The organism is Kitasatospora sp. NPDC056184, from assembly GCF_042268405.1.
GTDB lineage: Bacteria > Actinomycetota > Actinomycetes > Streptomycetales > Streptomycetaceae > Kitasatospora.
In genome coordinates this window covers 258,406-283,235 of record NZ_JBHJUI010000009.1, presented here as the reverse complement: position 1 = coordinate 283,235, position 24,830 = coordinate 258,406, and the positions used below count along the sequence as shown (strand labels likewise).

General features: G+C 74.0%; 19 protein-coding genes and 2 pseudogenes. 10 read left to right on the top strand and 11 right to left on the bottom strand.

All coding sequences use genetic code 11. The annotated features are described in order from the left end of the window. Positions 1-102: 102 nt before the first annotated feature. The gene (locus ACFC0B_RS20450; RefSeq protein WP_376087369.1) at positions 103-876 is read right to left on the bottom strand and encodes an SseB family protein; all 774 of its coding nucleotides are present in this window, start codon (positions 874-876) and stop codon (positions 103-105) included. A 100-nt stretch (positions 877-976) separates the two neighbouring features. On the opposite strand from ACFC0B_RS20450, the gene ACFC0B_RS20445 reads away from it, so the two are divergent. From ACFC0B_RS20445 to ACFC0B_RS20435, 3 genes are all read left to right on the top strand, one after another. Then, the gene (locus ACFC0B_RS20445) at positions 977-2,221 is read left to right on the top strand and encodes an alanine racemase (protein WP_376087367.1); all 1,245 of its coding nucleotides are present in this window, start codon (positions 977-979) and stop codon (positions 2,219-2,221) included. 79 nt (positions 2,222-2,300) lie between these two features. Next, on the top strand, positions 2,301-2,732 hold the full coding sequence (locus ACFC0B_RS20440; protein ID WP_376087365.1) for a hypothetical protein: 432 nt from the start codon (positions 2,301-2,303) through the stop codon (positions 2,730-2,732). Between the two features lie 260 nt (positions 2,733-2,992). Further along, positions 2,993-3,916, top strand: coding sequence for a lytic polysaccharide monooxygenase (locus ACFC0B_RS20435; RefSeq protein ID WP_376087363.1), 924 nt, complete (start codon positions 2,993-2,995; stop codon positions 3,914-3,916). Between the two features lie 138 nt (positions 3,917-4,054). On the opposite strand, the gene ACFC0B_RS20430 is transcribed toward ACFC0B_RS20435, so the two are convergent. The 7 genes and pseudogenes from ACFC0B_RS20430 to ACFC0B_RS20400 all read right to left on the bottom strand — a co-directional run. Beyond that, entirely contained in the window at positions 4,055-5,251 is a 1,197-nt protein-coding gene (locus ACFC0B_RS20430; protein WP_376087361.1) for a DUF2510 domain-containing protein, read from the bottom strand. A gap of 125 nt (positions 5,252-5,376) precedes the next feature. Beyond that, positions 5,377-5,949, bottom strand: a complete 573-nt coding sequence (locus tag ACFC0B_RS20425) for an RICIN domain-containing protein (RefSeq protein WP_376087359.1) — start codon at positions 5,947-5,949, stop codon at positions 5,377-5,379. 84 nt (positions 5,950-6,033) lie between these two features. Beyond that, a complete protein-coding gene (locus ACFC0B_RS20420) occupies positions 6,034-6,579 on the bottom strand; it encodes an RICIN domain-containing protein (RefSeq protein ID WP_376087357.1) in 546 nt (181 codons plus the stop codon). A gap of 135 nt (positions 6,580-6,714) precedes the next feature. Then, positions 6,715-7,470, bottom strand: a complete 756-nt coding sequence (locus ACFC0B_RS20415; RefSeq protein WP_344330579.1) for a 3-oxoacyl-ACP reductase — start codon at positions 7,468-7,470, stop codon at positions 6,715-6,717. Between the two features lie 90 nt (positions 7,471-7,560). After that, positions 7,561-8,946 (bottom strand): aldehyde dehydrogenase family protein, encoded by a 1,386-nt coding sequence (locus ACFC0B_RS20410; protein WP_376087467.1) that lies wholly within the window; start codon positions 8,944-8,946, stop codon positions 7,561-7,563. 20 nt (positions 8,947-8,966) lie between these two features. Then, positions 8,967-9,974, bottom strand: a pseudogene (locus tag ACFC0B_RS20405) (glutamine synthetase family protein); the annotation flags it as partial. Between the two features lie 183 nt (positions 9,975-10,157). Next, positions 10,158-10,487, bottom strand: a pseudogene (locus ACFC0B_RS20400) (glutamine synthetase); the annotation flags it as partial. Between the two features lie 243 nt (positions 10,488-10,730). On the opposite strand from ACFC0B_RS20400, the gene ACFC0B_RS20395 reads away from it, so the two are divergent. After that, a complete protein-coding gene (locus ACFC0B_RS20395) occupies positions 10,731-11,468 on the top strand; it encodes a gamma-glutamyl-gamma-aminobutyrate hydrolase family protein (protein ID WP_376087355.1) in 738 nt (245 codons plus the stop codon). A 29-nt stretch (positions 11,469-11,497) separates the two neighbouring features. On the opposite strand, the gene chrA is transcribed toward ACFC0B_RS20395, so the two are convergent. After that, positions 11,498-12,709 carry a chromate efflux transporter gene (gene chrA / locus ACFC0B_RS20390; protein WP_376087353.1) on the bottom strand — a complete coding sequence of 404 codons (1,212 nt, stop codon included), beginning with the start codon at positions 12,707-12,709 and terminating at the stop codon, positions 11,498-11,500. Between the two features lie 183 nt (positions 12,710-12,892). Here chrA and ACFC0B_RS20385 point away from each other — a divergent pair, with 183 nt between their 5' ends. Beyond that, the gene (locus tag ACFC0B_RS20385) at positions 12,893-13,942 is read left to right on the top strand and encodes a cation diffusion facilitator family transporter (RefSeq protein WP_376087351.1); all 1,050 of its coding nucleotides are present in this window, start codon (positions 12,893-12,895) and stop codon (positions 13,940-13,942) included. Positions 13,943-14,001: 59 nt separating this feature from the next. Next, on the top strand, positions 14,002-14,907 hold the full coding sequence (locus ACFC0B_RS20380) for a 5'-3' exonuclease H3TH domain-containing protein (protein WP_376087465.1): 906 nt from the start codon (positions 14,002-14,004) through the stop codon (positions 14,905-14,907). 72 nt (positions 14,908-14,979) lie between these two features. Here ACFC0B_RS20380 and ACFC0B_RS20375 read toward each other — a convergent pair whose 3' ends face one another. Beyond that, positions 14,980-17,853 (bottom strand): DEAD/DEAH box helicase, encoded by a 2,874-nt coding sequence (locus ACFC0B_RS20375; protein ID WP_376087463.1) that lies wholly within the window; start codon positions 17,851-17,853, stop codon positions 14,980-14,982. A 263-nt stretch (positions 17,854-18,116) separates the two neighbouring features. Here ACFC0B_RS20375 and ACFC0B_RS20370 point away from each other — a divergent pair, with 263 nt between their 5' ends. Both ACFC0B_RS20370 and ACFC0B_RS20365 read left to right on the top strand, forming a co-directional pair. Continuing rightward, positions 18,117-18,491, top strand: a complete 375-nt coding sequence (locus ACFC0B_RS20370; RefSeq protein ID WP_376087349.1) for a hypothetical protein — start codon at positions 18,117-18,119, stop codon at positions 18,489-18,491. 40 nt (positions 18,492-18,531) lie between these two features. Continuing rightward, positions 18,532-18,864: an ArsR/SmtB family transcription factor gene (locus tag ACFC0B_RS20365; RefSeq protein WP_376087348.1), complete on the top strand. Its 333-nt coding sequence runs from the start codon at positions 18,532-18,534 to the stop codon at positions 18,862-18,864. Positions 18,865-18,907: 43 nt separating this feature from the next. On the opposite strand, the gene ACFC0B_RS20360 is transcribed toward ACFC0B_RS20365, so the two are convergent. Beyond that, the gene (locus tag ACFC0B_RS20360; RefSeq protein WP_376087346.1) at positions 18,908-20,077 is read right to left on the bottom strand and encodes an aminotransferase class V-fold PLP-dependent enzyme; all 1,170 of its coding nucleotides are present in this window, start codon (positions 20,075-20,077) and stop codon (positions 18,908-18,910) included. A 92-nt stretch (positions 20,078-20,169) separates the two neighbouring features. Here ACFC0B_RS20360 and ACFC0B_RS20355 point away from each other — a divergent pair, with 92 nt between their 5' ends. Continuing rightward, entirely contained in the window at positions 20,170-22,248 is a 2,079-nt protein-coding gene (locus ACFC0B_RS20355; RefSeq protein WP_376087344.1) for a prolyl oligopeptidase family serine peptidase, read from the top strand. A gap of 168 nt (positions 22,249-22,416) precedes the next feature. Continuing rightward, positions 22,417-24,795: an immune inhibitor A domain-containing protein gene (locus tag ACFC0B_RS20350; protein WP_376087342.1), complete on the top strand. Its 2,379-nt coding sequence runs from the start codon at positions 22,417-22,419 to the stop codon at positions 24,793-24,795. Positions 24,796-24,830: the final 35 nt, after the last annotated feature.

Sequence of the window (24,830 nt, the reverse complement as noted above, 5' to 3'; positions counted from 1 at the left end):
CGGGCCCGCCCTTTCCCCTCGGCTCCCCTCACCCCCCCCCCCCCCCCCCGGGGGGGGCGGCGGGGGGGGGCCCCCCGCCCCCCCCCCCACCGCCGTTCGCCGTCAGCGCCGGTAGAGCGGCTCACCGGGCAGCTGGGCGCTCCCCGGGAGCACCGCCAGGTCGAGACCGCGGTCCAGCCGCACCCGTAGCACCGGGTCGGCGGCCACCGCCCGCCCGACCCGCTGCGCGGCCGCCTGCATCCCGGCCTGGTCCAGCGCCGGGTCCAGGATCACCGCGAGCACCCCGTCCGAGTCCTCGGCCGCCTCCAGCAGCCCCGCGGTCACCTGCGGCTCGGCCGCCAGCAGCGCCCGGACCGCCTCGCGCACCTCGGGGTCCGCCGCCGGCGGCAGGTAGGGCCGGTTCTCCGCCAGCGCGCGCAGCCGGGCCCCCGACAGCTGGAAGGGCACCGGCCCGGCCGGGTCGACCAGCAGGGTGTCCGCCCGCTCGGAGAAGGCGACCATCGCGGCCTGCGGGGCCGCGGTCGGCGCCGGACGGGCGTCGGCGCGCCAGCGGGCCAGCGACTCCAGCGAGGTGAAGGCCGGCAGCGCGCGGCGGCCGTCGGCGGCCTCCAGCACCGGGACGGCCATGTCGCTGGTCTTCTCGTGCCGGTGCCCGTGCGCGTCCACCTCGACCTCGCCGAGGATCGCCACGATCGGCACCATCAGCCGGGTCGGCGTCAGCGCCGCGAGCACCTCCGGCTCGGCCGCGCGGTCCTGCGCCCAGCGGGCGAGCGCGGCGGCCAGCACCGGGTCGGCGGTGCCGTCGTCGCCGGAGAAGCCCGGGTCGGGGATGTTCTTGCCGACGAACGCCGGGTTGGAGAAGTCTTTGCGGTCCACCCGGCCGACCCTATGCCACCGGCCCCCGTCCCCCACACGGACCGAAGGTCCCCCGTCCGCCCCCTACCCGCCGGTAGACCCGGTGTGGCAGTCTGCGCCCATGGCCACGCTCCGAGCCGCCGCCACCGGCGCCGACCGCCCCGCGTCCGCCCCCTCCCCGGCCGCCGACCGCGCCCGGTACGACCGGGCCACCGCCCACCTGGACGGCCCGGTGGCCGTCGTCGACCTGGCCGCCTTCGACGCCAACGCCGCGGACCTGGTGCGCCGGGCCGCCGGCAAGCCGGTCCGGGTGGCCAGCAAGTCGGTGCGCTGCCGGGCCCTGCTGGAACGGGTACTGGCGGTGGACGGCTTCGCCGGGGTGATGGGCTTCACCCTCGCCGAGTCGCTCTGGCTGGCCCGCTCCGGGCTGCGCGACATCCTGCTCGCCTACCCCTCCAGCGACCGGGCGGGCTTCGCCGAGCTGACCGCCGATCCGGAGCTCGCCGCCGCCGTCACCGTGGTGCTGGACGACCCCGCCCAGCTGGACCTGGTCGACGCCGCCCGGGCCGGCACCGCCGAGGTGCGGGTCTGCCTGGAGCTGGACACCGCGCTGCAGCTGCTCGGCGGCCGGGTGCGGGTCGGCGCCCGCCGCTCCCCGCTGCGCACCCCCGAGGACGTGGCCGCCTTCGCCGAACTGGTGCAGCGGCGCCGGGGCTTCCGGGTGGTCGGGCTGATGGCCTACGAGGGGCACGTCGCCGGGGTGGGCGACGCGGTGCCCGGGCGGCCGGTGCGCTCCGCACTGGTGCGGATGATGCAGTCGCGGGCTCGGGCCGAGCTGGCCGAGCGCCGGGCGGCCACCGTGCGGATGCTGCGCCGGGTGGCCGAGCTGGAGTTCGTCAACGGCGGCGGCACCGGCAGCGTCGAGTCGACGGTGGCCGAGCGCGCGGTGACCGAGGTGGCGGCCGGGTCCGGGCTCTACCAGCCGCAGCTGTTCGACCACTACCGGGCCTTCCGCGGCCGCCCGGCCGCGCTGTTCGGCCAGCCGGTGGTGCGCCGCCCCGGGGTGGGCGTGGTGACCGTGCTCGGCGGCGGCTACCCGGCCTCCGGCGCGGCCGGCCCGGACCGCTCCCCCGTGCCCTATCTGCCGACGGGCCTGCGCTACGACCCGATGGAGGGGGCCGGCGAGGTGCAGACGCCGCTGCTCGGCGCCGCGGCGGACGACCTCCTGATCGGCGACCGGGTCTGGTTCCGGCACGCCAAGGCGGGGGAACTCTGCGAGCGGTTCGCCGAGTTGCACCTCGTGGAGGGGGACGCGGTGGTGCGCACCGTGCCGACCTACCGGGGCGAGGGGCACACCTTCCTCTGACCAGCGCGCCTCGACTCCACCCGGGGCCGCGGTTCCACTACCGTGGGAGCGGACGCCGGAACGGACGAAGGGGGAGGCCGTGGAGGCCGAGATCGCACAGCTGGTGACCACGGGGGCCACGACGGTGGTCGGACTGATGGCCACCGAGGCCTGGACGCAGCTGCGTTCGCGGCTCGCGGGGCTGCTGGGGCGCGGCCGGGACGCCGAGGAGGTGTCCGCCGAGCTGGAGGAGATCCGGGTCGAGGTGGTCCGGGCGGACGGCGACACCGAACTGGTCGGCGACCAGACCGCGGAGCTGCGCAACCGGATCCGCCGGCTGCTCCGCCAGGAACCCGATGCCGCGGGCGAACTGCGCGCCCTGCTGGAGGAGTTCACGCCACGACAGCCGCGGCAGGTCGTGATCACCCACACCGTCAACACGATCGACCACGGGACGGTGAACGGCACCGTCATCATGACCGGCCCTGTCCACGGAACCATCGGACAGCACCCCGCCCCTCCCGGGAACTGATCCGCCGCCCGGGGAACCTTGGCCGGACCTTAAGAGGGCCCGATGGGATGCCTAACTCAGGCGCCCCATCGGGCCTTTGCGCTGTTCAAGGGCCCACTTTCCGTCAAAAAGTGGCTCAGAACGCGCTATTGCCAGCTGGTCTAGTCCAATCATACGCTCAGCCCAGGGGCCGCACGCCGGGTCGGCCGGCCCCTCGGGCAGACGTGCCCGGCACTCCCCCACAGCCTCGACCCGGTTCACGGTCAAGGAGTCCCCACCCCATGTCCATCAAGCGAACCGCCATGTCCGTCGGCGTCATCGGCGCCGCGTTCCTCTCCGTCTCGGCGGCCGGCATCGGCACCGCCGGCGCCCACGGCACCGTCACCAACCCGGTCAGCCGGATCGCGGCCTGCTACGCGGAGGGCCCGGAGACCCCCAAGTCGCAGATCTGCAAGGACCTCGTCGCGCTGAGCGGCACCCAGCCGCTGTACGACTGGAACGAGGTCAACCTCGCCAACGCCTCCGGCAACCACCAGGCGCTGATCCCGGACGGCAAGCTCTGCTCCGCCGGTCGCGACAAGTACAAGGCGCTCGACCTGCCGCGCGCCGACTGGCCGGCCACCTCGGTCTCCGCCGGCAAGGTCGACTTCAAGTTCCGGGTCACCGCCCCGCACCAGGGCAACCAGACCATCTACATCACCAAGCAGAGCTGGGACCCGACCAAGCCGCTGAACTGGTCCGACCTCGACGCAGTGCCGGTCGCCCAGGTGCCCACCGCCCGCACCTCGGACAACGGCTACTACAACTACAGCGGCACCCTGCCGCAGCGCACCGGCCGTCAGCTGCTCTACATGGTGTGGCAGCGCACCGACAGCCCGGAGGCGTTCTACAGCTGCTCCGACATCGACTTCGGCAAGGGCGCCACCACCGCCGGTGCGGTGTCCGCGCTCGCCGCCCAGGCCCCGGCCGCGCCCAGCGAGGCGCAGATCGCCGCCGGCCAGTCCAAGTCCACCGTCGCCCACCACGGGCACGGCGGCAACGCCGAGGAGCCCGCCGGCAAGGTCGTCGCGGCCGACAGCGCGGCGGTGGGTGGCGGTTCCGCCACCGGCCCGCTGCTGCTCGCCGGTGCCGCCGCGATCAGTGTCGGCTGGGCCGGCATGGTGCTCCGGCGCCGTCGGGTCGAGGCTGTGCGACACGACGGCTGACCGCCGGAAGCCGGGGCCGGGCCGCTCCATCCCCCGTTCGGCCCCGCCCCGGCCGATCCACCCCCGTTGAAGACGGCGCAGGCCCGCCCGGAGTGTTCCGGGCGGGCCTGCGCCGTGCGTGAGCCGAACCGTGGCGCGTCAGGTGTTCGAGGTACCGCTGCCGCCGTCCGCGCCGCCCGGGAAGCCCGGGATGGCCGGCAGCTTGCCGCTGTAGTCGCCGATGCCCTTGACGATGGAGTCCATCACCGCGACGTCCGGCGCCTTGGCGGCGATGTCGAAGCCCAGGTGCACCGAGACCAGCGTCTTGCCGTCGGCGGACGGGAAGACCACGGTCTGCACGTAGCCGTCGTTGCCCTTGACGGCGTCCACCTTCCAGCGGACCAGGTAGCCGTCCCGGCCGTCCACCTTGACCGCCTCGGACTTGAGCTCCTCGTGCGAGGCGATCTCGTTGTAGGAGTCCTTGGCCGCCTTCTCGATGTCGGCCTTGGCCGCCGCCTGCGCGTCGGTGCCGCCGCCGTCGATCCGGCCGGTGTTGGCGCCGCCGAGCGAGCAGGTGCCGCCGCCCTCGCAGGTGTAGGAGCCGATGCTGAGCGCGGCGTAGCCGTCGCGGGTGGTGCCACCCTCCCAGCCGGCCGGGACGGGCAGGACGAGGCGGTTCACCACGTCGACGGCCTTGTCGCTGCCGGTGCCGGGGGCGTTGCCGTTGCCGTTCCCCTTGCCGTTGCCGTTGCCGCCGTTGCCGTTGCCGTTGCCGCCGTTGCCCTTGCCGTTGCCGCCGTTGCCCTTGCCCTGGCCGCCGTTTCCGTTGCCGCCGTTGCCGCCGTTTCCGTTGCCGTTGTCGCCGGGGCCGTTGTTCTCGGGGCCGCCGAAGTCCGGCAGGCCGCGCCACCGGCCGTCGCCGTCCGGTCCGGAGGTGTCGGAGGAACGCGCGACGTGGTGCCGGTCGCCGTCGTCCATCGCCAGGTAGGTGACGCCCGAGCCGACGCCCAGGCCGAGCACGGCCGCCACCGCCGCCGCGATCACCACCTTGGACGGCTTGCGCCGCTGCCGCGGGGCCGGCGGCACCGGCGAACCGTAGGCGGTGCCGAAGGGCGGCGGCTCCGGGTAGCGGACCGACGGCCCGCTCTCCAGCACCTCGCCCTCCAGCACCTGGGGACCGGCGGCCTCGTCCGGCCCCGGAGCACCGGCCGCCGGGGCCTCCGGCGGCGGTGCGTCCGAGGGTGCGGGCCGGGTGTTGGCCGTCCACCCCTTGCCGTCCCACCAGCGCTGTGGCCTCGGGTCGCTGGTGATGTCCTTCGGGTCCGGGTACCACCCGGCGGGGATCTGCTCACTCACATCAGAGAATCTAAAGGCAGCCGGATAAGCGCGAAATCAGCTGGACCCCGGAATCCCGGCCTTTTCGATGAGATTACGGTGAGAAGGTGAACGCCCCCGGCCGAGCGGCACGCGCCTCCGGAGGTTCAGGAGGAGGTAGGGCCCTTGGGGAGGGTGAGGTAGAAGTACTGGTTCATCTGGTCGGGAGTCGGCCACCAGCCGACGGCGTGCCAGAGGATCGCCGCGGCGCCGTCGTCCTTGCTGTTGCCGGAGATGTCCACATTGAGGCCGGCGTGCAGGTTGAAGAGCGTGTTCGGGTTCACGTCGGTCTTGCGGCCGCTCCAGTACCACTGCTGGTTGAGGCCTCCGTGGCAGGCCCACTGGCCCACCTGCACGGGCGGCGCGGTGTTCCAGCCCGGGTCCTCCAGGCACTTGCCGCTGTGCAGGTTGACGATGGTGCCGTCGGCGTTGAAGCGCCACTTCTGGTTGTCGCCGCCGGTGCAGGTCCACTGCCGGGCCGGTGCGCCGTCGTCGGTCCGCCAGTCGGCGATCTCCAGGCACTTGCCGCTGTGCGAGGCCTTGATCTCCGACTCGAAGTTCGTGTAGTAGGGGGTCGGGTAGCCCGCCGCGGAAGCCGGCGCGACGAGGGCGCCGGCCGCGCCGAGCGCGACGGCGACCGCGACGGACAGCCGTCTGGCGGCGTTGGGGCGTGCGGTCATCAGTTGTCTCCTCATACGGAAGGGCTGGGCAGCACGACACCGCCGGGCGGCACGGGAGCCCGCACCGCCCGACGGATGCCCGGATCAGGCGCCCGGCGCCTCGGGGTTGAAGGTGAACTGCTGGTGGTTCCCGGTGCCCGGCGACCACATGATCACCGGAGCACCGTCGTCCGTGCTCGCACCGGCGACGTCGAGCACGCCGGAGGCGTAGAGGTTGCCGATGACGCGGGAGTTCAGCTCGGGCATCGCGTTGAACCCCTCCCACTGCTGGTTGGCGCCGCCGTGGCAGCCCCACTGGCCCGCCTGGACGCCGTGCTGGCGGCTCCAGCCCGGGACCTCCAGGCACTTGCCGCTGTGCACGTTGACGACGGTGCCGTCGGCGTTGAACCGCCACTTCTGGTTGTCGCCGCCGGTGCAGCTCCACTGGCGGAGCGGCGCGCCGTCGTCGGTCCGCCAGTCGGCGATCTCCAGGCACTTGCCGCTGTGCACCGCCCGGACCTCCAGGTCGTACCCGATGTTGGTGATCGGGGCTGCCGACACGGGTGCGGCGGAAACGAGCGCGGCGCCGGCGGCGAGCGTGACGGCGGCGGCGGTGCCGGAGAGTCGGCGCACGATGGACGAGCGGGTCATCTTGTTCCCCCCTGGAACGTTGACCGGCGCGGGTGGATCCCGCGGCCTTCGCATGACAAGACCCGCATCGCCCCAGGAGGGTTGTACTCGAACTTCGGAGGATTTCGCCGCCGGACCGCCGGGGCCCGTCGGGGGCTACAGCGGTGTCACGTAGGCGCCGGCGATGCCCCCGTCGACCAGGAACTCGCTCGCCGTGATGAACGAGGAGTCGTCGCTGGCGAGGAAGGCCACCGCGGCGGCGATCTCCTCCGGGCGGGCGAACCGGCCCAGCGGGATGTGCACCAGCCGGCGGGCCGCGCGTTCCGGGTCCTTGGCGAAGAGCTCGCGGAGCAGCGGGGTGTCCACCGGCCCCGGCGACAGCGCGTTGACCCGGATCCCCTCCCGCGCGAACTGCACGCCCAACTCCCGTGACATCGCCAGCACTCCGCCCTTGGACGCGGTGTAGGAGATCTGCGAGGTCGCGGCGCCCATCCGGGCCACGAAGCTCGCGGTGTTGATGATCGAACCGCGCCCGTGCCGGCGCATGTACGGCAGCGCCGCCTTGCAGCAGAGGTACACCGAGGTCAGGTTGACCTCCTGGACCCTGCGCCAGGCGTCCAGCTCGGTGGTGAGGATGGAGTCGTCCTCCGGCGGCGAGATGCCGGCGTTGTTGAAGGCGACGTCCACGCTGCCGAAGGTCTCGTAGGCCTCGTCGAAGAGCGCCTCGACCATCGCCGGGTCGGTGACGTCGGTGTGCACGAAGAGACCGCCGACCTCCTCGGCCGCCGCCTTGCCGGTGGTCTCGTCGACGTCGGCGCAGACCACCTTGGCGCCCTCGGAGGCGAGCCGGCGGGCCGAGGCCAGGCCGATCCCGCTGCCCGCGCCGGTGATCACGGCCGTCCGGCCGACCAGCCGGCGGCAGACCGGCGCGGCGGGCTGCGCCGCCTTCTCGGACTTCTCGGACGCGCGGGGGTGGTGGGACTGGTGGGTCACCGGGTGCTCCTACTCCTCGGTCCGGATGAACACGTTCTTGGTCTCGGTGAACTGCGCCAGCGCCTCCGGCCCCAGCTCGCGGCCGACCCCGGACTCGCCGAAGCCGCCGAACGGCGTCCAGTACCGCACCGAGGCGTGCGAGTTGACCGACAGGTTGCCCGCCGCGACGCCCCGGGCCAGCCGCAGCGCCCGGCCGAGGTCACGGGTCCAGATCGAGCCGGACAGGCCGTACCGGGTGGCGTTGGCGAGCCGCAGCGCGTCCGCCTCGTCGGTGAACGGCAGGACGACCGCGACCGGGCCGAAGATCTCCTCGGTGACCGCCGGGGCGTCCTCCCGGGTGGGCGCCAGCACCGTCGGCGGGTACCAGTAGCCGGGCCCGTCCGGCACCGCGCCGCGGGCCAGCACCGGCAGTTCGGGCGTCACGAAGGACGCCACCCGGCGGACCTGCGCGGCCGAGATCAGCGGGCCGAGCGCGGTGCGCGGGTCGGCCGGGTCGCCGGTGCGGATCCGTTCGACGGCGGGCAGCAGCAGGGCCAGGAAGTCGTCGTAGGCCTCGCGCTGGACCAGGATCCGGCTGCGGGCGCAGCAGTCCTGGCCGCTGTTGTCGAGGAAGGACATCGGATCGGCGGCGCCTTCGAGGTCGGCGTCGGCGAAGACGATGCTGGGGCTCTTGCCGCCGAGTTCCAGGGTGACCCGCTTGGCCCGGGCCGCGCAGCGGGCGGCGACCTCCTTGCCGACCGCGGTCGAGCCGGTGAAGACGATCTTGCGCACCGCCGGGTGGTCGACCAGGGCCCGGCCGGTCACCGGCCCGGCACCCGGCACCACCTGGAACAGGCCCTCCGGCAGCCCGGCGGCGAGGGCGAGTTCGGCCAGCCGCAGCGCGGTGAGCGGGGTCGCCTCGGCGGGCTTGAGGAGCACGGCGTTCCCGGCGGCCAGCGCGGGGGCGAAGCCCCAGGCGGCGATCGGCATCGGGAAGTTCCACGGGGCGATCACCCCGACCACCCCGACCGGCTCGTGGAAGGTGACGTCCAGGCCGCCGGCCACCGGGATCTGCCGCCCGGTCAGCCGCTCCACTCCCCCGGCCGCGTACTCCAGCAGGTCGCGGACGTTGCCCGCCTCCCAGGTGGCGTTGCCGATGGTGTGGCCGGCCTCGGTGACCTCGATCCCGGCCAGTTCGGGGACGTGCACCTCGACCTGGTCGGCGAAGCGGCGCAGCAGCCGGGCCCGTTCGCCGGGGGCGAGGGCGGCCCAGCCGCGCTGCGCCTCGACGGCGCGCCGTACCGCGGCGTCCAGTTGCCCGGGGGTGGTGTCGGGGACGGTGCCGAGGACCTCGCCGGTGGCGGGGTTGCGGACGGCGCGGTCGGCGGGCCCGGCCGCCGCCCTGTCCTCGGTCACGGTGGTGGTGTCGATGGTGCTCACATCCGCTCGAAGGATCGGTAGCGCTCCCAGTCGGTGATCGCGCTGTCGTAGGCGGCCTGCTCGACCCTGGCCATGTGCAGGTAGTGCTCGACCACGTCGTCCCCGAAGGCGGCGCGGGCGAGTTCGCTGGCGCCCCACAGGTCGGCCGCCTCGCGCAGCGAGCCGGGCACCCGGGCGTAGTCCTCGACGGCGTAGGCGTTGCCGAGACAGGGGGCGGGCAGCTCCAGCTTCCGCTGGATCCCGTGCAGTCCGGCGGCGAGCATGCCGGCCACCGCCAGGTACGGGTTGACGTCGCCGCCGGGCACCCGGTTCTCCATCCGCAGCCCGACGCCGTGCCCCACCACCCGGTAGGCGCAGGTCCGGTTGTCCCGGCCCCAGGCGACGGCGGTCGGGGCGAACGAGCCCGGGCGGTAGCGCTTGTAGGAGTTGATGTTCGGCGCGTACAGCAGGGTGAACTCGCGCAGCGCGGTCAGCTGTCCGGCCAGGAAGTGCCGCATGGTGTCGGTCATCCGGCCGTCGGCGGCGGCGAAGGCCGGGGCGCCGACGGCGTCGCGCAGCGACAGGTGGATGTGGCAGCTGTTGCCCTCGCGCTGGTCGTACTTGGCCATGAAGGTGAGCGCGCAGCCGAGTTGGGCGGCGATCTCCTTGGCGCCGGTCTTGTAGACGCTGTGCTGGTCGCAGGTGGTGAGGGCGTCGGCGTAGCGGAAGGCGATCTCGTGCTGGCCGAGGTTGCACTCGCCCTTGGCGGACTCCACCACCAGGCCGGCGCCGGCCATCTCGGTGCGGATCCGGGACAGCAGCGGTTCGACCCGGGCGGTGCCGAGCAGCGAGTAGTCGGCGTTGTAGAGGTTGGCCGGGGTCAGCCCGCGGTAGCCGCCCTGCCAGGCCTGCTCGTAGGTGTCGCGGAAGACCAGGAACTCCAGCTCGGTGCCGATGTCGGCGGCCAAGCCGTGCTCGGCCAGCCGGGCGATCTGGCGCTGCAGCAGCTGGCGGGGGGGGGGGGGGCGGCGGGGGGGGGCGCCCCCCCCCGCCCGCGGGGGGGGGGGGGGGGGGGGCGCCGGGGGGGGGGGGGGGCGGGGCGGGGGGGGGGGGGGGGGGGGGGGGGGGGGGGGGCCCGCCGGGGGGGGGGGGGTGGGGGTGGGGGGGGGGGGTTGGGGGGGGGTGGGGGGGGGGGGGGGGGGGGGGGGGGGGGGGCCCCCCCCCCCCCCGGCCAGGTCGGCGGTGACCTGGGCGGTGCCCGGCTGCCAGGGGGTCAGCCGCAGGGTGGACAGGTCGGGGCGCATCGCGAAGTCGCCGTAGCCGGTCTCCCAGGAGGAGAGCGCGTAGCCGTCCACCGTGTTGAGCTCGACGTCGACGGCGAGCAGGTACTCGCAGGCGTCGGCGCCGTGCTCGGCGACCTCGTCCAGGAAGAAGCGGGCGGCGAAGCGCTTGCCCTGGAGGCGGCCCTGCATGTCGGTGAAGCCGAGGGCGACGGTGTGGATCTCGCCGGCGTCGACCAGGGCGCGCAGCTCGTTCAGGGTCAGCGGGGCGCGGCGCGGCGCGGTGCCGGGGGCGGTACCGGGGTCGGGCCCGGCACCGCCGGGCGCGGTGGTGCGGTCGGACATGGCGGACGCCCTCCTCCTCGATCACGCAGCGAGACCAAGCGGTCACAGCGAACCGTACGGCCTGTCGCGGAGAGCGCGGAAGAGGGCGGACGGGTGTGGCGCGCCGACAGGCGAGGTTGACGGGGGATCAGGCGGGACGGGAGGAGAATGCGCGCCATGGAACGCAGGCCTTTTGTCGGCGTCAGCACCTATCTGGTGGACGCGAGTTGGAGCGACTGGCGGAACCGTCGGGTGGCCCTGGTGCCCCAGCGGTACACCGACTACGTGCAGGACTCGGGCGGGATCGCGGTGCTGCTGCCGCCGGACGCCCCGGAGCGCGCGCCGGAGGTCCTCGCCCGGCTGGACGCCCTGGTCATCGCGGGCGGGCCGGACATCGACCCCGCCTACTACGGGCAGCCGCCGCACCCGCTGACCGACATCGACACGGTGGAGCGGGACGTCTGGGAGAGCGCGCTGCTGCGCGCGGCGCTGGCGGCCGGGATGCCGCTGCTGGGGATCTGCCGGGGCATGCAGGTGCTCAACGTGGTGTGCGGGGGCACGCTGATCCAGCACCTGCCGGACGTCGTCGAGGTGGACGTGCACACCGGCTCGCCCGGCCGGTACGGGACGCATCTGGTGCGACCGGTGCCGGGGACGCTGCTGGGCGGGCTGCTGCCGGAGCCGGAGCTGGCCGTGCCGACCTTCCACCACCAGGCGGTGGACCGGCTGGGGACGGGGCTGCGGGTGAGCGCGCACGCGCCGGACGGGACGGTGGAGGCGGTGGAGGGGCCGGGGTTCACGCTCGGGGTGCAGTGGCATCCGGAGCAGGGGGACGACCTGCGGGTGATGCAGGCGCTGGTGCGGGCGGCGACGGCGGCGCGGTCGGTGCAGCTGGAGCCGGTGGAGGTGGGGTAGCCCCCGGGGGAGCCGCCCCGGGGGCCGGCTCAGGGCAGGGGCAGTCCGGCGGCCGTGGCGATCACCCCGGCCGCGCCGGCGGCCAGCAGGGCGAGCACCACCCCGCGCCGGGCGGCCACCAGCCAGAGCAGCGCGAGGGCCAGCACGCCCCACTGCCAGCCGGTGCCGAGCGCGGCGGCCAGCGGCACGGCCGAACCGGCGATGGCGCCGATCACGGCCGGGCCGGCGCCGGTGAGGAAGTCCTGCACCCGCCGGTCGGCGCGCAGCCGGTCGAAGTGCCGGCCGCCGAGGATCACGAAGAGGAAGGACGGCGCGAAGGCGACCGACGCGGCGAGCAGACCGCCGGCGAGCCCGGCGGCCGCGTAGCCGACCACGGCGACGGTCTGCACCACCGGCCCGGGGGTGACCTGACCGAGGGCGACGGCGTTGAGGAACTGTCCGTCGGTCATCCAGTGGTGGCGGCCGACGGCGTCGTCGCGCATCAGCGGGATGATCACGAACCCTCCTCCGTAGGAGAGCGCGCCCACCTTGAACGCCACCCAGGCCACCGCGCCCAGCCCGCCGAGCGCGGGGAGCCCGGCGGCGAGCGGCAGCAGGCCGGTCCGCGGACGGCGGGGGCGTGCGCGGTCCGGCCCGTCGCCCTCCGCGGGTCCGCCGCCCTCCGCCGGCCGCCGGCCGCGCGCCCGGACCGCGACCTCGGCCAGGCCCGAGGCGATCAGCACCAGCACCAGCCAGGGCCCGGTCAGCACGGCCGCCACCGCCCCGGCGAGCGCGTACCCGCCCCAGCGGGCGCGGGCGGCACGGCCCCGGCCGGCCCGGGTGAAGCTCGCGGGGACCAGCGAGGTGGCCGCCTGCGCGGCGACCGCCGGGACGGCCGCGCCCGCGCCGGCGGCCGCGCCGAGCACCCACCGCGGCGGGTCGCCGGCCAGGAACAGCGCCGCGAGGGCGAGGATCAGCACCAGCCCGGGCGCGATGAAGCAGACCCCGCCGACCAGCGCGCCCGGGGTGCCGCGCAGCCGCCAGGCGGTGAGGATCGCGAGCTGGGTGGAGGCCGGTCCGGGCAGCAGGTTGGTCGCCGCGATGCCGTCCTCGAACTCCTCCGGGGTGAGCCACTTGCGCCGCTCCACGCAGAGCCGGCGCAGCAGCAGGATGTGCGCGGGCGGCCCGCCGAAGCCGGTGATGCCGATCCGGCCCCATGCGCGGGCGATCGTGCCCAGACCCACCCGTCCGGTCGTCTCCATACGCGTCTCCCCTGTTCAGCGGCGGCGCGAGGATACCCGACGGGGGTTACGGCGCGGCAATGACAACGGTCTCCAGTGCAGCCTTTGGATCTTCGTCGGATCTGCGGTTCACTTCGAGTGCGGGGCGGTCGTGCACCCCGCCCCTTACCCCCGTGCGTTCATGAGCTCCAGGAGAGGACTTCGATGGCCGGCCACGAGCACGCACAGCATGATCATGAGCATGACCACCAGCACGGGCGCGGCGGCCACGGCGGTGGCCACGGCGGCCACGCGCACGGTGTCTCCGCCGACGCCGACCGCCGCTGGCTGGTGAGCGCGCTCGCGCTGATCGTGGTGTTCATGGCCGGCGAGGTGGTGGTCGGCTTCGCCGCCCAGTCGCTGGCGCTGATCTCGGACGCCGCGCACATGCTCACCGACGCCGTCTCGATCGTCCTCGCGCTGATCGCCATGCGGCTGGCCGCCCGCCCGGCGCGCGGCGGCTACACCTACGGCCTCAAGCGCGCCGAGATCCTCTCCGCGCAGGCCAACGGCGTGACGCTGCTCGTCCTGTCCGCCTGGCTCGGCTACGAGGCGATCGCCCGGCTGTTCGAACCGCCGCAGGTGACCGGTTCGCTGGTCCTGGTGACCGCGCTGGTCGGGATCGTCGTGAACCTGGCCGCCACCTGGTGCATGTCCAAGGCCAACCGCAGCTCGCTGAACGTCGAGGGCGCCTTCCAGCACGTCCTCACCGACCTGTACGCGTTCATCGCCACCGCGGTGGCCGGTGTGGTCATGGTGACCACCGGTTTCGCCCGGGCCGACTCGATCGCCTCCCTCATCGTGGTCGCGCTGATGCTGAAGGCGGGCATCGGCCTGGTCCGCGACTCGGGGCGGATCTTCCTGGAGGCCGCTCCCGCGGGCGTCGACCCGGACGCGGTGGCCGACCGGATGGTCGCCCAGCCGCTGGTCGAGGAGATCCACGACCTGCACATCTGGGAGATCACCTCCGGGCAGCCCGCGCTCTCCGCGCACATCCTGGTCACCCCGGGCGGCGACTGCCACGCGGTGCGGCGCGGACTCCAGCGCCGGCTCGCCGACGAGTACGGCATCACCCACAGCACCCTCCAGGTCGACCACGTCGGCGAGGACGAGGCCGGCGCGCTGCTGCAGATCAGCACGCCCGGCGACCTCACCCCCGAACACTGCGCCGACGCCCACGGCCCCGTCCACCGCGCCGGGCCGCACGAACACTGAGGTCGCCCGCCCTGTCCGCCCGGTACGGCATGATCGGAGGCGTGACCGCACCCCGCCTGATGCTGCTCGACTCCGCCAGCCTCTACTTCCGGGCCTACTTCGGCGTACCGGACACCCTGCGCTCGCCGCAGGGTGAGCCGGTCAACGCCGTCCGGGGCCTGCTGGACTTCATCGCCCGGCTGGTCCACGACCACCGGCCCGACCAGCTGGTCGCCTGCATGGACGCCGACTGGCGCCCCCAGTGGCGGGTGGACCTCATCCCCTCCTACAAGACCCACCGGGTCGCCGAGGCCGCGACGGACGGCGAGGAGGAGGTGCCGGACACCCTCGCCCCGCAGGTCCCGGTGATCGAGCAGGTCCTGGACGCGCTCGGCATCGCCCGGATCGGCTCCCCCGGCTACGAGGCGGACGACGTGATCGGCACGCTCACCGCGCACGCCGCCGGGCCGGTGCAGATCGTCACCGGGGACCGCGACCTGTTCCAGCTGGTCGACGACGCCCGGGCGATCACCGTGCTCTACCCGGTGAAGGGCATGGGCAACCTCCAGGTCACCGACGACGCGCTGCTGCTGGAGAAGTACGGCGTGCGCGGCGCCCAGTACGCCGACCTGGCCGCCCTGCGCGGCGACCCGAGCGACGGCCTGCCCGGCGTGAAGGGCATCGGCGAGAAGACGGCGGCCCAGCTGATCCACGAGTACGGCGACCTGCCCGGCATCCGCACCGCCGCCCAGGACATCGCGTCCAGGCTGACCCCGGCCCGGCGCCGCAACATCCTGGAGGCCTCGTCCTACCTGGACGTCGCCCCCACCGTGGTCCGGGTGGCCACCGACGCCCCGCTCCCCGACTTCGACCCCGCCCTGCCGAACGAGCCGCTCGACCCGATGACCCTGGAGTCCCTCTCCGCCCGCTGGAACCTCGGCACCTCCCTGGACCGCGTCCTGGAGTCCCTCACGACCGCCCGCTGACGGAGCGCCCCGGGCGAAGCCCAGCGCGGCGGCCCCGGCTTCGAGAGCACGAAGCCGGGGCCGCGGCGGGGGTCAGCTGACGGAGGAGTAGGCGATGATGCCGCGGCGGAGGCCGTCGACGGCCTTGCGGGCGGTCTTGCGGAGGTCTGCGTCCTCGCCGGCGGCGTCCTGGATCTGGCCGAGGACGTCGATCAGCTGCTTCGTCCAGCGGACGAAGTCGCCGGCCGGCATGTCGGCGTCGCGCAGGACGGAGTCCAGCGAGTGGCCGAGGGCCCAGCGGTAGGCGGCCCAGGCGAAGCCGAGGTCGGGTTCGCGCTGGCCGACGCCCTCCGCGGTGTTGATGCGGTGCTGTTCCTCCAGGGCGTCGAGGTGGCCCCAGATGCGGACCATCTGGCCGAGCGCGGTCTTCGCCCCGCCCTCGGGGACCCGGGGGGCGGTGGCGTCGTCGGACTGGCGGGCCTCGTAGACCAGCGCGGAGGCGCAGGCGGCGAGTTCGGCGGCGGCGAGGCCGCTCCAGACGCCCTCGCGGATGCACTCGGAGGCGAGCAGGTCGAGCTCGCCGTAGAGCCGGCCGAGCCGCTTGCCGTCGTCGGTGACGGCGTCGCCGCTGAGGTAGCCGAGGTCGGTGAGCAGCCCGCAGACCCGGTCGAAGGTGCGGGCGATGGTGTGCGTGCGGGAGCGCATCTTGCGCTCCAGCAGTTCGGTGTCGCGGTGCAGCCGGTGGTAGCGCTCGGACCAGCGGGCGTGGTCCTCGCGCTCGTCGCAGCCGTGGCACGGGTGCTGGCGCAGGGTGCTGCGCAGCCGGCTGATCTCGGGGTCGTCGGCGGCGGCCGCGCGGCCGCGCCGGAACCGCTCGGGCTCCAGGTGGCCGGCCTTGGTGCGCAGCGCGGAGGCGAGGTCGCGGCGGGACTGCGGGCTGCGCGGGTTGAAGGACTTGGGGATCCGCAGCCGTTCGATCGCGGCGACGGGGTGCGGGAAGTCGATCATCGCGAGCCGCTTGACCTGCCGCTCGGCGGTGAGCACCACGGGGCGCGGCCCGTCCTGGTAGTCGGGGTGGCGCGGTCCGCCGCGCGGCGAGCGGTTGACGGGCGGCAGGCCGGGGTCGAGGACGAGCGCGAGGCCGGCGAACTTGCCGGTCGGCACGTGGATGACGTCGCCGGGCTTGAGCTGCTCGATGGACTCGACGGCGGCGGAGCGGCGCTGGCTGCTGCCCTCGCGGGCGAGTTCGTTCTCCCGGTCCTTGAGCTGCCGCCGCAGCGACATGTACTCCTCGAAGTCGCCGAGGTGGCAGGTCATGGACTCGCGGTAGCCCTCCAGCCCCTCCTCGTTGCGCTGGACCTGGCGGGCGATGCCGACCACCGAGCGGTCGGCCTGGAACTGCGCGAAGGAGGTCTCCAGCAGTTCGCGCGAGCGGTGCCGGCCGAACTGGGAGACCAGGTTGACGGCCATGTTGTAGGACGGCCGGAACGAGGACTTCAGCGGGTAGGTGCGGGTGCCGGCGAGGCCGGCCAGCGCCTCCGGGTCGAGGCCGCGCTGCCAGAGCACCACCGCGTGGCCCTCGACGTCGATGCCGCGCCGGCCGGCCCGGCCGGTGAGCTGGGTGTACTCGCCGGGGGTGATGTCGGCGTGGGTCTCGCCGTTCCACTTGACGAGCTTCTCCATGACGACGGAGCGCGCGGGCATGTTGATGCCCAGCGCCAGGGTCTCGGTCGCGAAGACGGCCTTGACCAGGCCCTTCACGAACAGCTCCTCGACGACCTCCTTGAACCGCGGCAGCATGCCGGCGTGGTGGGCGGCGATGCCGCGCTCCAGCCCGTCCAGCCACTCGAAGTAGCCGAGGACGTGCAGGTCCTCGTCGGGGATGTCGGCGCAGCGCTCCTCGACGAGGGCGCGGACCCGGCCGCGGTCGCCCTCCTTGTTGAGCCGCAGGCCGGAGGAGAGGCACTGCTGGACGGCGGCCTCGCAGCCGGCCCGGCTGAAGATGAAGGTGATGGCGGGCAGCAGGCCCTCGGCGTCGAGCCGGTCGATGACGTCGACGCGGCCCGGGGTCCAGACCCGGCCGGGGCGGCCGCCCGGCATGGAGCGGCCGCGGCCGCGGGCGAACTTGTCGCGCGGGTTGCGGTCGAGTTCGCTGCGGGCGAGGCGGACCAGTTCGGGGTTGACGGCCTTGCCGGGGTTGCGCTGGTTGCCCTTGGGACGGCCGTCGCGGTCGGGGGCGGCGAACAGGTCGTACATCCGGTTGCCGGCCATCACGTGCTGCCAGAGCGGGACGGGCCGGTGCTCGGAGACGATGACCCGGGTGCCGCCGCGGACGGTGTCCAGCCAGTCGCCGAACTCCTCGGCGTTGGAGACGGTCGCGGAGAGCGAGACCAGGGTGACGGACTCGGGGAGGTGGATGATGACCTCCTCCCAGACGGCGCCGCGGAAGCGGTCGGCGAGGTAGTGGACCTCGTCCATGACCACGTAGCCGAGGCCGTCGAGGGTGCTGGAGCCCGCGTAGAGCATGTTGCGGAGCACCTCGGTGGTCATCACCACGACCGGGGCGTCGCCGTTGACGGTGTTGTCGCCCGTGAGCAGGCCGACCTTGGCGGCGCCGTAGCGCCGGACGAGGTCCCCGTACTTCTGGTTCGACAGCGCCTTGATCGGCGTGGTGTAGAAGCACTTGCGCCCGCCCCGGAGGGCGAGGTGGACGGCGAACTCGCCGACGATGGTCTTGCCGGAGCCGGTGGGCGCGGCGACCAGGACGCCTTCGCCGTCCTCCAGGGCGCGACAGGCCTCCAGCTGGAAGTCGTCCAGCGGGAAGTCGTAGAGCTCCTGGAAGCCGTACAGGGCGGTGGCCTGCTCCTTGGCCCGGCGGCGGGAGGCGGCGAAGGCCTCGGCGGGGCTGAGTTCCGGCTCGTCGGAGAGCTCCCGGCCGTCGGAGGGCTCGCGCTCAGGGGTGTTCATCGCCGTCCGGGGGTCGCGGGGGTCGGTGGTGTGATCTCGCATCTCAGCGAGAGGTTACCCGGCGGGGCTGACATCAATAGCACCGTTTTTCCCGGGCAAGGGATCGCTTCTCTCTCACATCCATAGTTGCAAATGTCTTCAAGCGGTCATCGTGCGACCAGCTTCGAACGACTCCGGTCATCCGCGGTGACACGCCGTACGACCTGCCTACATTCGGTGCCACATCCCGGTGACACCCACCGGACCCACGGGAGGAGCGGACGATGGCGAACCTGGAGACCTCGCTCAAGGAGGCCATGGCGATCGAGGGCGCGATCGGTGTCGCCCTGGTCGACTACGGCAGCGGCATGGCACTCGGCACCCTCGGTGACGGCGGCGAGCTGGACCTCAATGTCGCCGCCGCCGGGAACACCGACGTGGTGCGGGCCAAGATGCGGGCGATGGAGCACCTCAACCTGCTCGACAACGAGATCGAGGACATCCTGGTCAGCCTGACCACCCAGTACCACCTGCTCCGGCCGCTGACCACGCAGGGCGGCCGGGGGCTGTTCCTCTTCCTCGCCCTCAACCGCGGCCGCGCCAACCTCGCGATGGCCCGCCACCAGCTGAAGCGGATCGAGTCCACCCTGGAGGTCTGACGGCCGCCGGCGCACCGGGCAGGGGAAGGGAGGGAACGCCGTGGCGGTCGCGCTGTACCAGGCCAAGGCCGAGTTCTTCCGGATGCTCGGCCATCCCGTCCGGATCCGGGTCCTGGAGCTGCTGCAGGCCGGACCGACGCCCGTGCGCGAGCTGCTGGCGGAGCTGGGGGTCGAAGCCTCCAGCCTCTCGCAGCAGCTCGCCGTGCTGCGCCGGTCCGGCATCGTCACCGCCACCCGGGAGGGCAGCACGGTGGTGTACGCGCTGGCCGGCGGGGACGTCGCCGAGCTGCTGCGGGCCGCGCGGCGGATCCTCACCGGGCTCATCGCGGACCAGCACGCACTGCTCGCCGAGCTGCGCGCCGCCGCGGACTGACCCGGGGCGGCGGCGCGGCCCGACGGCGACGGCGACGGCGGGGCTACCCGAGCAGCCCGGCCAGCCCCGCCGCCAGCACCTCGTACTCGGGCGCCCGGTTGTACAGCTGCGCGCACACCCGCAGCACCCCGCCGCCCGGCCACGGCCGCGCCACCGTCCGCACCGCGTGCCGCCGCCACATCTGCGCCATCAGCTCCTGCGCCTGCGGCAGCGTCTCGGCCACCCCGGGCGGCAGCCGCAGCGCGCGCATCGACAGCCCCGCCGAGGACGGCAGCGGCGCCAGCCCGACCCGTTCGGCGACCACCGCCGCGCCGTACCCGGCGAGCCGCTCGTTGTGCCCGCGCACCAGCTCCGGCCCGAGCCCGGCCAGCACGTCGAGCCCGGCCGGGGCCGCCAGGTAGGGCGTGTAGTCCAGGGTCCCGCGCCACTCGACGGCGGCCGGGTAGCCCTGGTGGTCCTCCCAGGAGAGGATCAGCGGACGGATCTTGCCAGCCCATTCCGGGCGGACCACCAGGACGCCGGTGGCCCGTGGGGCGAAGGCCCACTTGTGCAGGTTGCCGAACCAGAAGTCGGCCTCCGCCGGGACCGGCCCGGCCAGCATGCCGGGCTCGTGCGCGGCGTCCACCACGGTGGTCACGCCGCGCCCGCGCAGGGCGCGCAGCAGTTCCGGGGTGGCGATCCGGCGGGCGGTCGGCGAGGTGATGCCGTCCAGGACGGCGAGCACGGTGCGGTCGGTGACCTCGGCCAGCACCGCCTCGCGCACCGCGTCCCCGTCGGGCAGGTCCAGCGGCAGCCGCACCGTGCGCAGCTCGGCGCCGGCGTCCTCGGCGCGCCGCCGGACGGCCTCGTTGACCGTGCCGTAGCCGTGGTCGGTGACCAGCACCCGGTCCCCGGCGGCGAGCGGCACGTTGGCCAGGGTGACGGCGATCGCGTCGGTCACGTTGGGCACCAGGGCGAGCAGGTCGGGCTCGGTGCCGAGGACGGCGGCGATCCGGGACCGGGCGGTGGCGACCCGCTCGGGCAGGTCGGCGAAGAAGCCGTCGGGATCGGCCTCCTGCTCCTCGTGCAGCCGCCGCTGGAGCCGCTGGACCGGGACGGGAACGGCGCCGAAGGAGCCGTGGTTGAGGTGGATCACCGCCGGATCCAGCGAGAAGAGCCCCTCGGCGCCGGCCAGCGGCTCGGGGGGTGCGACGGTCCCCGGGGTCTCGGTCACTGCTTCCTCCTGTTACCTGGATCACGTGATGTGTGACATTTCACATGTCGTCCCACTGGTCTGCGAGCCGTTCCCGCGGCGACCATCGGGCAGTGACCATCACCGACCCCTACCTCTCCCTCAGCGCCCGGACCGGCCGCTTCAGCTTCGGTGCCCCGCGAGCGATCTCGCTCAACCAGGACGGTACCCGCCTGCTGCTGCTGCGCTCCAGCGGCCCCGAGGACCGGTTCGACCGGCTCCACCTCCTCGACCTCGCCACCGGCGAGGAGCGCGAGGCCGCCGACCCCACCGCCCTCGCCCCCGGCCGCACCGGCGCGACCGCCGACCTGCCCGCCGTCGAGCGCCGGCTGCGCGAGCGGAGCCGGCTCACCGCCGCCGGCATCGGCACCTACGCCGCCACCCCCGACCTCGCCGTCGCCGTCTTCGCCCTGGACGGCCGGCTCTTCCGCACCGAGACCGCCACCGGCGACACCACCGAGATCCCCACCGCCGGCCCGGCCTTCGACCCCCGCCCGAACGCGACCGGCGAGCTGGTCGCCTACGTCGCCGACGACGCCCTGTACGTCGCCTCCGCCGAGGTCCCCGGCCGCCAGCGGCTCAGCCCGGACGACGGCGCCCGCTGGGGCGTCGCCGAGTTCGCCGCCGCCGAGGAGCTGGGCCGCCACCGCGGCCACTGGTGGCGACCGGACGGCACCGCCGTGCTCGCCGCCCGGGTGGACGAGTCCGCCGTCCCCCCGCGCCACTTCGCCGACCCGGCCCACCCCGAGCAGGCCCCCGAGCAGTTCGCCTACCCGCAGGCCGGCGGGCCCAACGCCGACGTCCGGCTCTGGGTGCTCGGCCTGGACGGCACCCGGGTCGAACTCGGCTGGGACACCGCCGCCTTCCCCTACCTCTGCGCCGCCGAGTGGGACGGCGCCGACGAGCTGCTGCTCACCGTCGCCGACCGGCTGCAGCAGAACATCCTGCTGCTGAGCGCCGACCCGGCCACCGGCGCCACCACCGAACTCTCCCGCACCACCGACGCGTTCTGGGTCGACGACCTGCCCGGCACCCCCGCCCGGCTGGCCGACGGCCGGCTGCTCACCGTCCACGACACCCCCGAGGCCCGCGGCCTGGCCCTGGGCGGCAAGCCGCTGGACACCTCCGGCCTGCAGATCCGCCGGGTGGTCGGCCGGCTGCGCGGCAAGCTGCTCTGCGAGACCGGCGAGGGCGACCCGTTCGACCAGCACGTCCACCTGGTCGACCCGGACGGCGGCGCCCCCGAGCGGCTCTCCGAGGGCCCCGGCGTGCACAGCGCCCTGGCCGCCGGCGACACCCTGCTGCTCACCTCGGCCGGCCCGGACGGCGTGCGCCGCGAGGCCCTGACCCCGCACGGCGTCACCCCCCTGACGGACCGCTCGGCCCCGCTGCCGTACCGGGTCGAGCCGCGGCTCGCCCGGGTCACCGAGCGCGCCCTGCCGAGCGCCGTGGTCTACCCCCGCGGGCACGTCCCCGGCCGGCGGCTGCCCGTCCTGCTCGACGTCTACGGCGGCCCCGGCTACCAGGCGGTGGCCAACGAGCCGCGCCGCTGGCAGCTCAAGCAGTGGTGGGCCGACCAGGGCTTCGCGGTGGTCACCGTCGACAACGGCGGCACCCCGTTCGTCTCCCCCGCTTTCACCCGGACGATCTTCCGCCGGATGTCCCAGGTCGCGCTGGACGACCAGGTGGACGCGCTGCTGGCGCTCGGCGAGGCGCACCCCGACCTCGACCTCGGCCGGGTCGGCGTGCGTGGCTGGTCCTACGGCGGCTACTTCGCGGCGCTGGCCGTGCTGCGCCGCCCGGACGTCTTCCACGCGGCCTGCGCGGGCGCGCCGCCCACCGACTTCCGGCTGTACGACACCGCCTACACCGAGCGCTACCTCGACCTGCCGCAGCAGAACCCGGACGGCTACGCGGGCGACTGCCTGCTGGGCGACGCCCCGTCACTGAGCCGGCCGCTGCTGCTGATCCACGGCCTGGCCGACGACAACGTGCACCCCTCGCACACCCTGCTGCTCTCCCAGGAGCTCAACCGGGCGGGCCGCCCGCACAACCTGCTGGCCCTGCCCGGGGTCACCCACATGACCCCGGGCGGCGTCAACGAGCAGCTGGCGCAGGCCGAACTCGCCTTCCTGCGGGCCTCGCTGGGCTGACCGGCGACCCCCTGCGCACCCTCCGAGCGCCGCACGGTCCGTCCGGGCCGTGCGGCGCTCGGCGTTCGCGGCGAACGCCCGGCGTCCAAAAGCCTTCCATGTGACCCATGACATGTGAAATATTACCTGCGCTCACCCGACCACCCCCGTCCGGAAAGGACCGGTCAGTTGCGCAGACTGTCCTCGGCGTTCGCGGCCGCGCTCACCACGAGCGCGATAGCGGCAACCCTCCTCGGGTCCACCGCCGCCCAGGCCGCCTCCCCCACTCCCGCGCCCGCCCTCACCGCCGAGAGCGGCTCCGGTGCCGAGGCCGGCGGCCTCGAAGCCCCGCCCGCCCCGCTCGCCCCGCAGGAGCGCGAGCGCCAGTCGCTGCGCACCAAGGCGCTGGAGCAGGTCAACAAGGGCGCCGTGGCGAAGACCACCGACCGCCGGGCGCCCGCCAAGGTGCGGGTCGGCAACGACTACGTCCAACTCGCCCAGCAGCGCAAGGACAAGGTCTTCGTCATCCTCGCCCAGTTCGGCGACCAGGTGGACAACACCACCCTCCACAACGGCCAGCCGCGCTACGGCGGCACCCCCGGCCCGCAGCACAACGCCATCCCCAAGCCGGGCAAGGGCGACAACCACACGCTCTGGAACCAGGACTTCAGCCGGCAGTACTACCAGAAGATGTTCTTCGACGACTCGCCCGGCGCGGTCTCGATGCGCAACTACTACCGCACCCAGTCCTCCGGCCGCTACGACATCGAGGGCACCGTCAGCGACTGGGTCACCCTGCCCTGGAACGAGGCCCGCTACGGCTCCAACAAGGGCCCGCAGGGCTCCGGCGCCTGGACCCAGGGCCAGGAGTTCATCCGGGACTCCGTCAAGGCCTGGTACGACAGCCAGATCGCCAAGGGCCGCCCGGCCGCCGACGTCAAGGCCGAGCTGGCCCAGTACGACGTCTACGACCGCTACGACCACGACAAGAACGGCGAGTTCGCCCAGCCCGACGGCTACCTCGACAACGTGATCGTGGTGCACGCGGGCGTCGACGAGACCTGGGGCGGCGGCGCCCAGGGCGCCGACGCGCTGTGGGCGCACCGCAGCTGGACCCTCCCCGACCCGACCGGCCAGGTCGGTCCGGAGGGCAACAAGATCGGCGGCGCGCCCGTCGGCGACACCGGCCTGTACGTCTACGACTACGTCCAGGCGGGCGAGAACAGCGGTGTCGGCCTGTTCTCCCACGAGTTCGGCCACAACCTCGGCCTGCCCGACCTCTACAGCACGAACGGCGGCGACAACAGCGTCAACTTCTGGTCGCTGATGTCCTCCGGCTCGTACCTGGGCAAGGGCAAGAACACCACCGGCGGCTACCCCGGTGACCTCGACGCCTGGAGCAAGCTGCAGTTCGGCTGGCTCAACTACGACGAGGCGCAGGCCGCCACCCGCTCCAGCCACGCCCTCGGCGTCAGCGGCTACAACACCGACCAGGCGCAGGCCGTCCTGGTCCACCTGCCGGACAGCACCACCAGCACCGACCTCGCCGACCCGCGCGAGGGCGCCAAGCAGTGGTGGAGCCAGACCGGCGACGACCTGGACAACGCGCTGGCCCGCGACGTCGACCTCACCGCGGCCACCGGCCCGGCGTCCCTCGACGCGGCGGTCTGGTACGACGTCGAGCAGGACTACGACTTCCTGACCGTCGAGGCCTCCACCGACGGCGGCAAGCGCTGGACGGCCCTGCCCGGCACCGTGGACGGCGCCCCGATCGGCAACACCAGCGCCAACGTCCCCGGCCTGAGCGGCACTTCGGGCGCCTACCGGCAGCTGCACATCCCGCTGGACGGCTACGCCGGGAAGAACGTCAAGCTCCGCTTCCACGTCACCTCGGACAGCAACACCCACGGCAAGGGCGTCCTGGTCGACGCGGTGAGCATCACCGCCGGCGGCACCCAGCTGTTCACCGACGGCGCCGAGAACGGCACGGCGGGCTGGGTCAGCACCGGCTTCACCGTCGTCACCGGCCGCACCTTCGTCAAGCAGCACCCGCGCGCCTACCTGGTGGAGAACCGCCGCTACACCGGCTACGGCGAGTTCCTGAAGACCGGGCCGTACAGCTTCGGCTACTCCGGCGTCGAGGGCAAGAAGGACATCGTCGACAACTACCCGTACCAGGAGGGCGTGCTCGTCTGGCTCTGGGACACCGCCTACGGCGACAACAACACCAAGGACCACCCGGGCGGCGGCCTGATCCTGCCGATCGACGCCCACCCGACGCCGATCCGGTTCGCCGACGGCACCCTGGTCAACGGCCGGGCGCAGACCTACGACGCGACCTTCTCGCTCAAGCCGACCACCGCGTTCACCCTGCACAAGTCGGGCGTCCCGGTGCGGATCGGGTCCAAGCCGGCCGTCCCGGTCTTCAACGACCACAGCGGCGTCTACCGGGACCCGGCCACCCCGCTGCTCGCGGTCGACGTGCCGGACACCAACACCAAGATCGAGGTGGTCCGGGAGACCCAGGGCGGGCGGATCACCACCGTCCGGGTGGGCCCCGCGTCCTGACCCCGGCGCCGCGCGCGCCCCTCGCACCCCCGGTG

What these genes read in the sequence shown, in the direction of transcription:
- ACFC0B_RS20445 (WP_376087367.1), top strand. Translation starts at nt 977, where the DNA reads ATGGCCACGCTCCGAGCCGCCGCCACCGGCGCCGACCGCCCCGCGTCC.
- ACFC0B_RS20435 (WP_376087363.1), top strand. Translation starts at nt 2,993, where the DNA reads ATGTCCATCAAGCGAACCGCCATGTCCGTCGGCGTCATCGGCGCCGCG.
- ACFC0B_RS20425 (WP_376087359.1), bottom strand. Translation starts at nt 5,949, where the DNA reads ATGACCGCACGCCCCAACGCCGCCAGACGGCTGTCCGTCGCGGTCGCC.
- ACFC0B_RS20420 (WP_376087357.1), bottom strand. Translation starts at nt 6,579, where the DNA reads ATGACCCGCTCGTCCATCGTGCGCCGACTCTCCGGCACCGCCGCCGCC.
- ACFC0B_RS20395 (WP_376087355.1), top strand. Translation starts at nt 10,731, where the DNA reads ATGGAACGCAGGCCTTTTGTCGGCGTCAGCACCTATCTGGTGGACGCG.
- chrA (WP_376087353.1), bottom strand. Translation starts at nt 12,709, where the DNA reads ATGGAGACGACCGGACGGGTGGGTCTGGGCACGATCGCCCGCGCATGG.
- ACFC0B_RS20385 (WP_376087351.1), top strand. Translation starts at nt 12,893, where the DNA reads ATGGCCGGCCACGAGCACGCACAGCATGATCATGAGCATGACCACCAG.
- ACFC0B_RS20380 (WP_376087465.1), top strand. Translation starts at nt 14,002, where the DNA reads ATGCTGCTCGACTCCGCCAGCCTCTACTTCCGGGCCTACTTCGGCGTA.
- ACFC0B_RS20375 (WP_376087463.1), bottom strand. Translation starts at nt 17,853, where the DNA reads ATGAACACCCCTGAGCGCGAGCCCTCCGACGGCCGGGAGCTCTCCGAC.
- ACFC0B_RS20370 (WP_376087349.1), top strand. Translation starts at nt 18,117, where the DNA reads ATGGCGAACCTGGAGACCTCGCTCAAGGAGGCCATGGCGATCGAGGGC.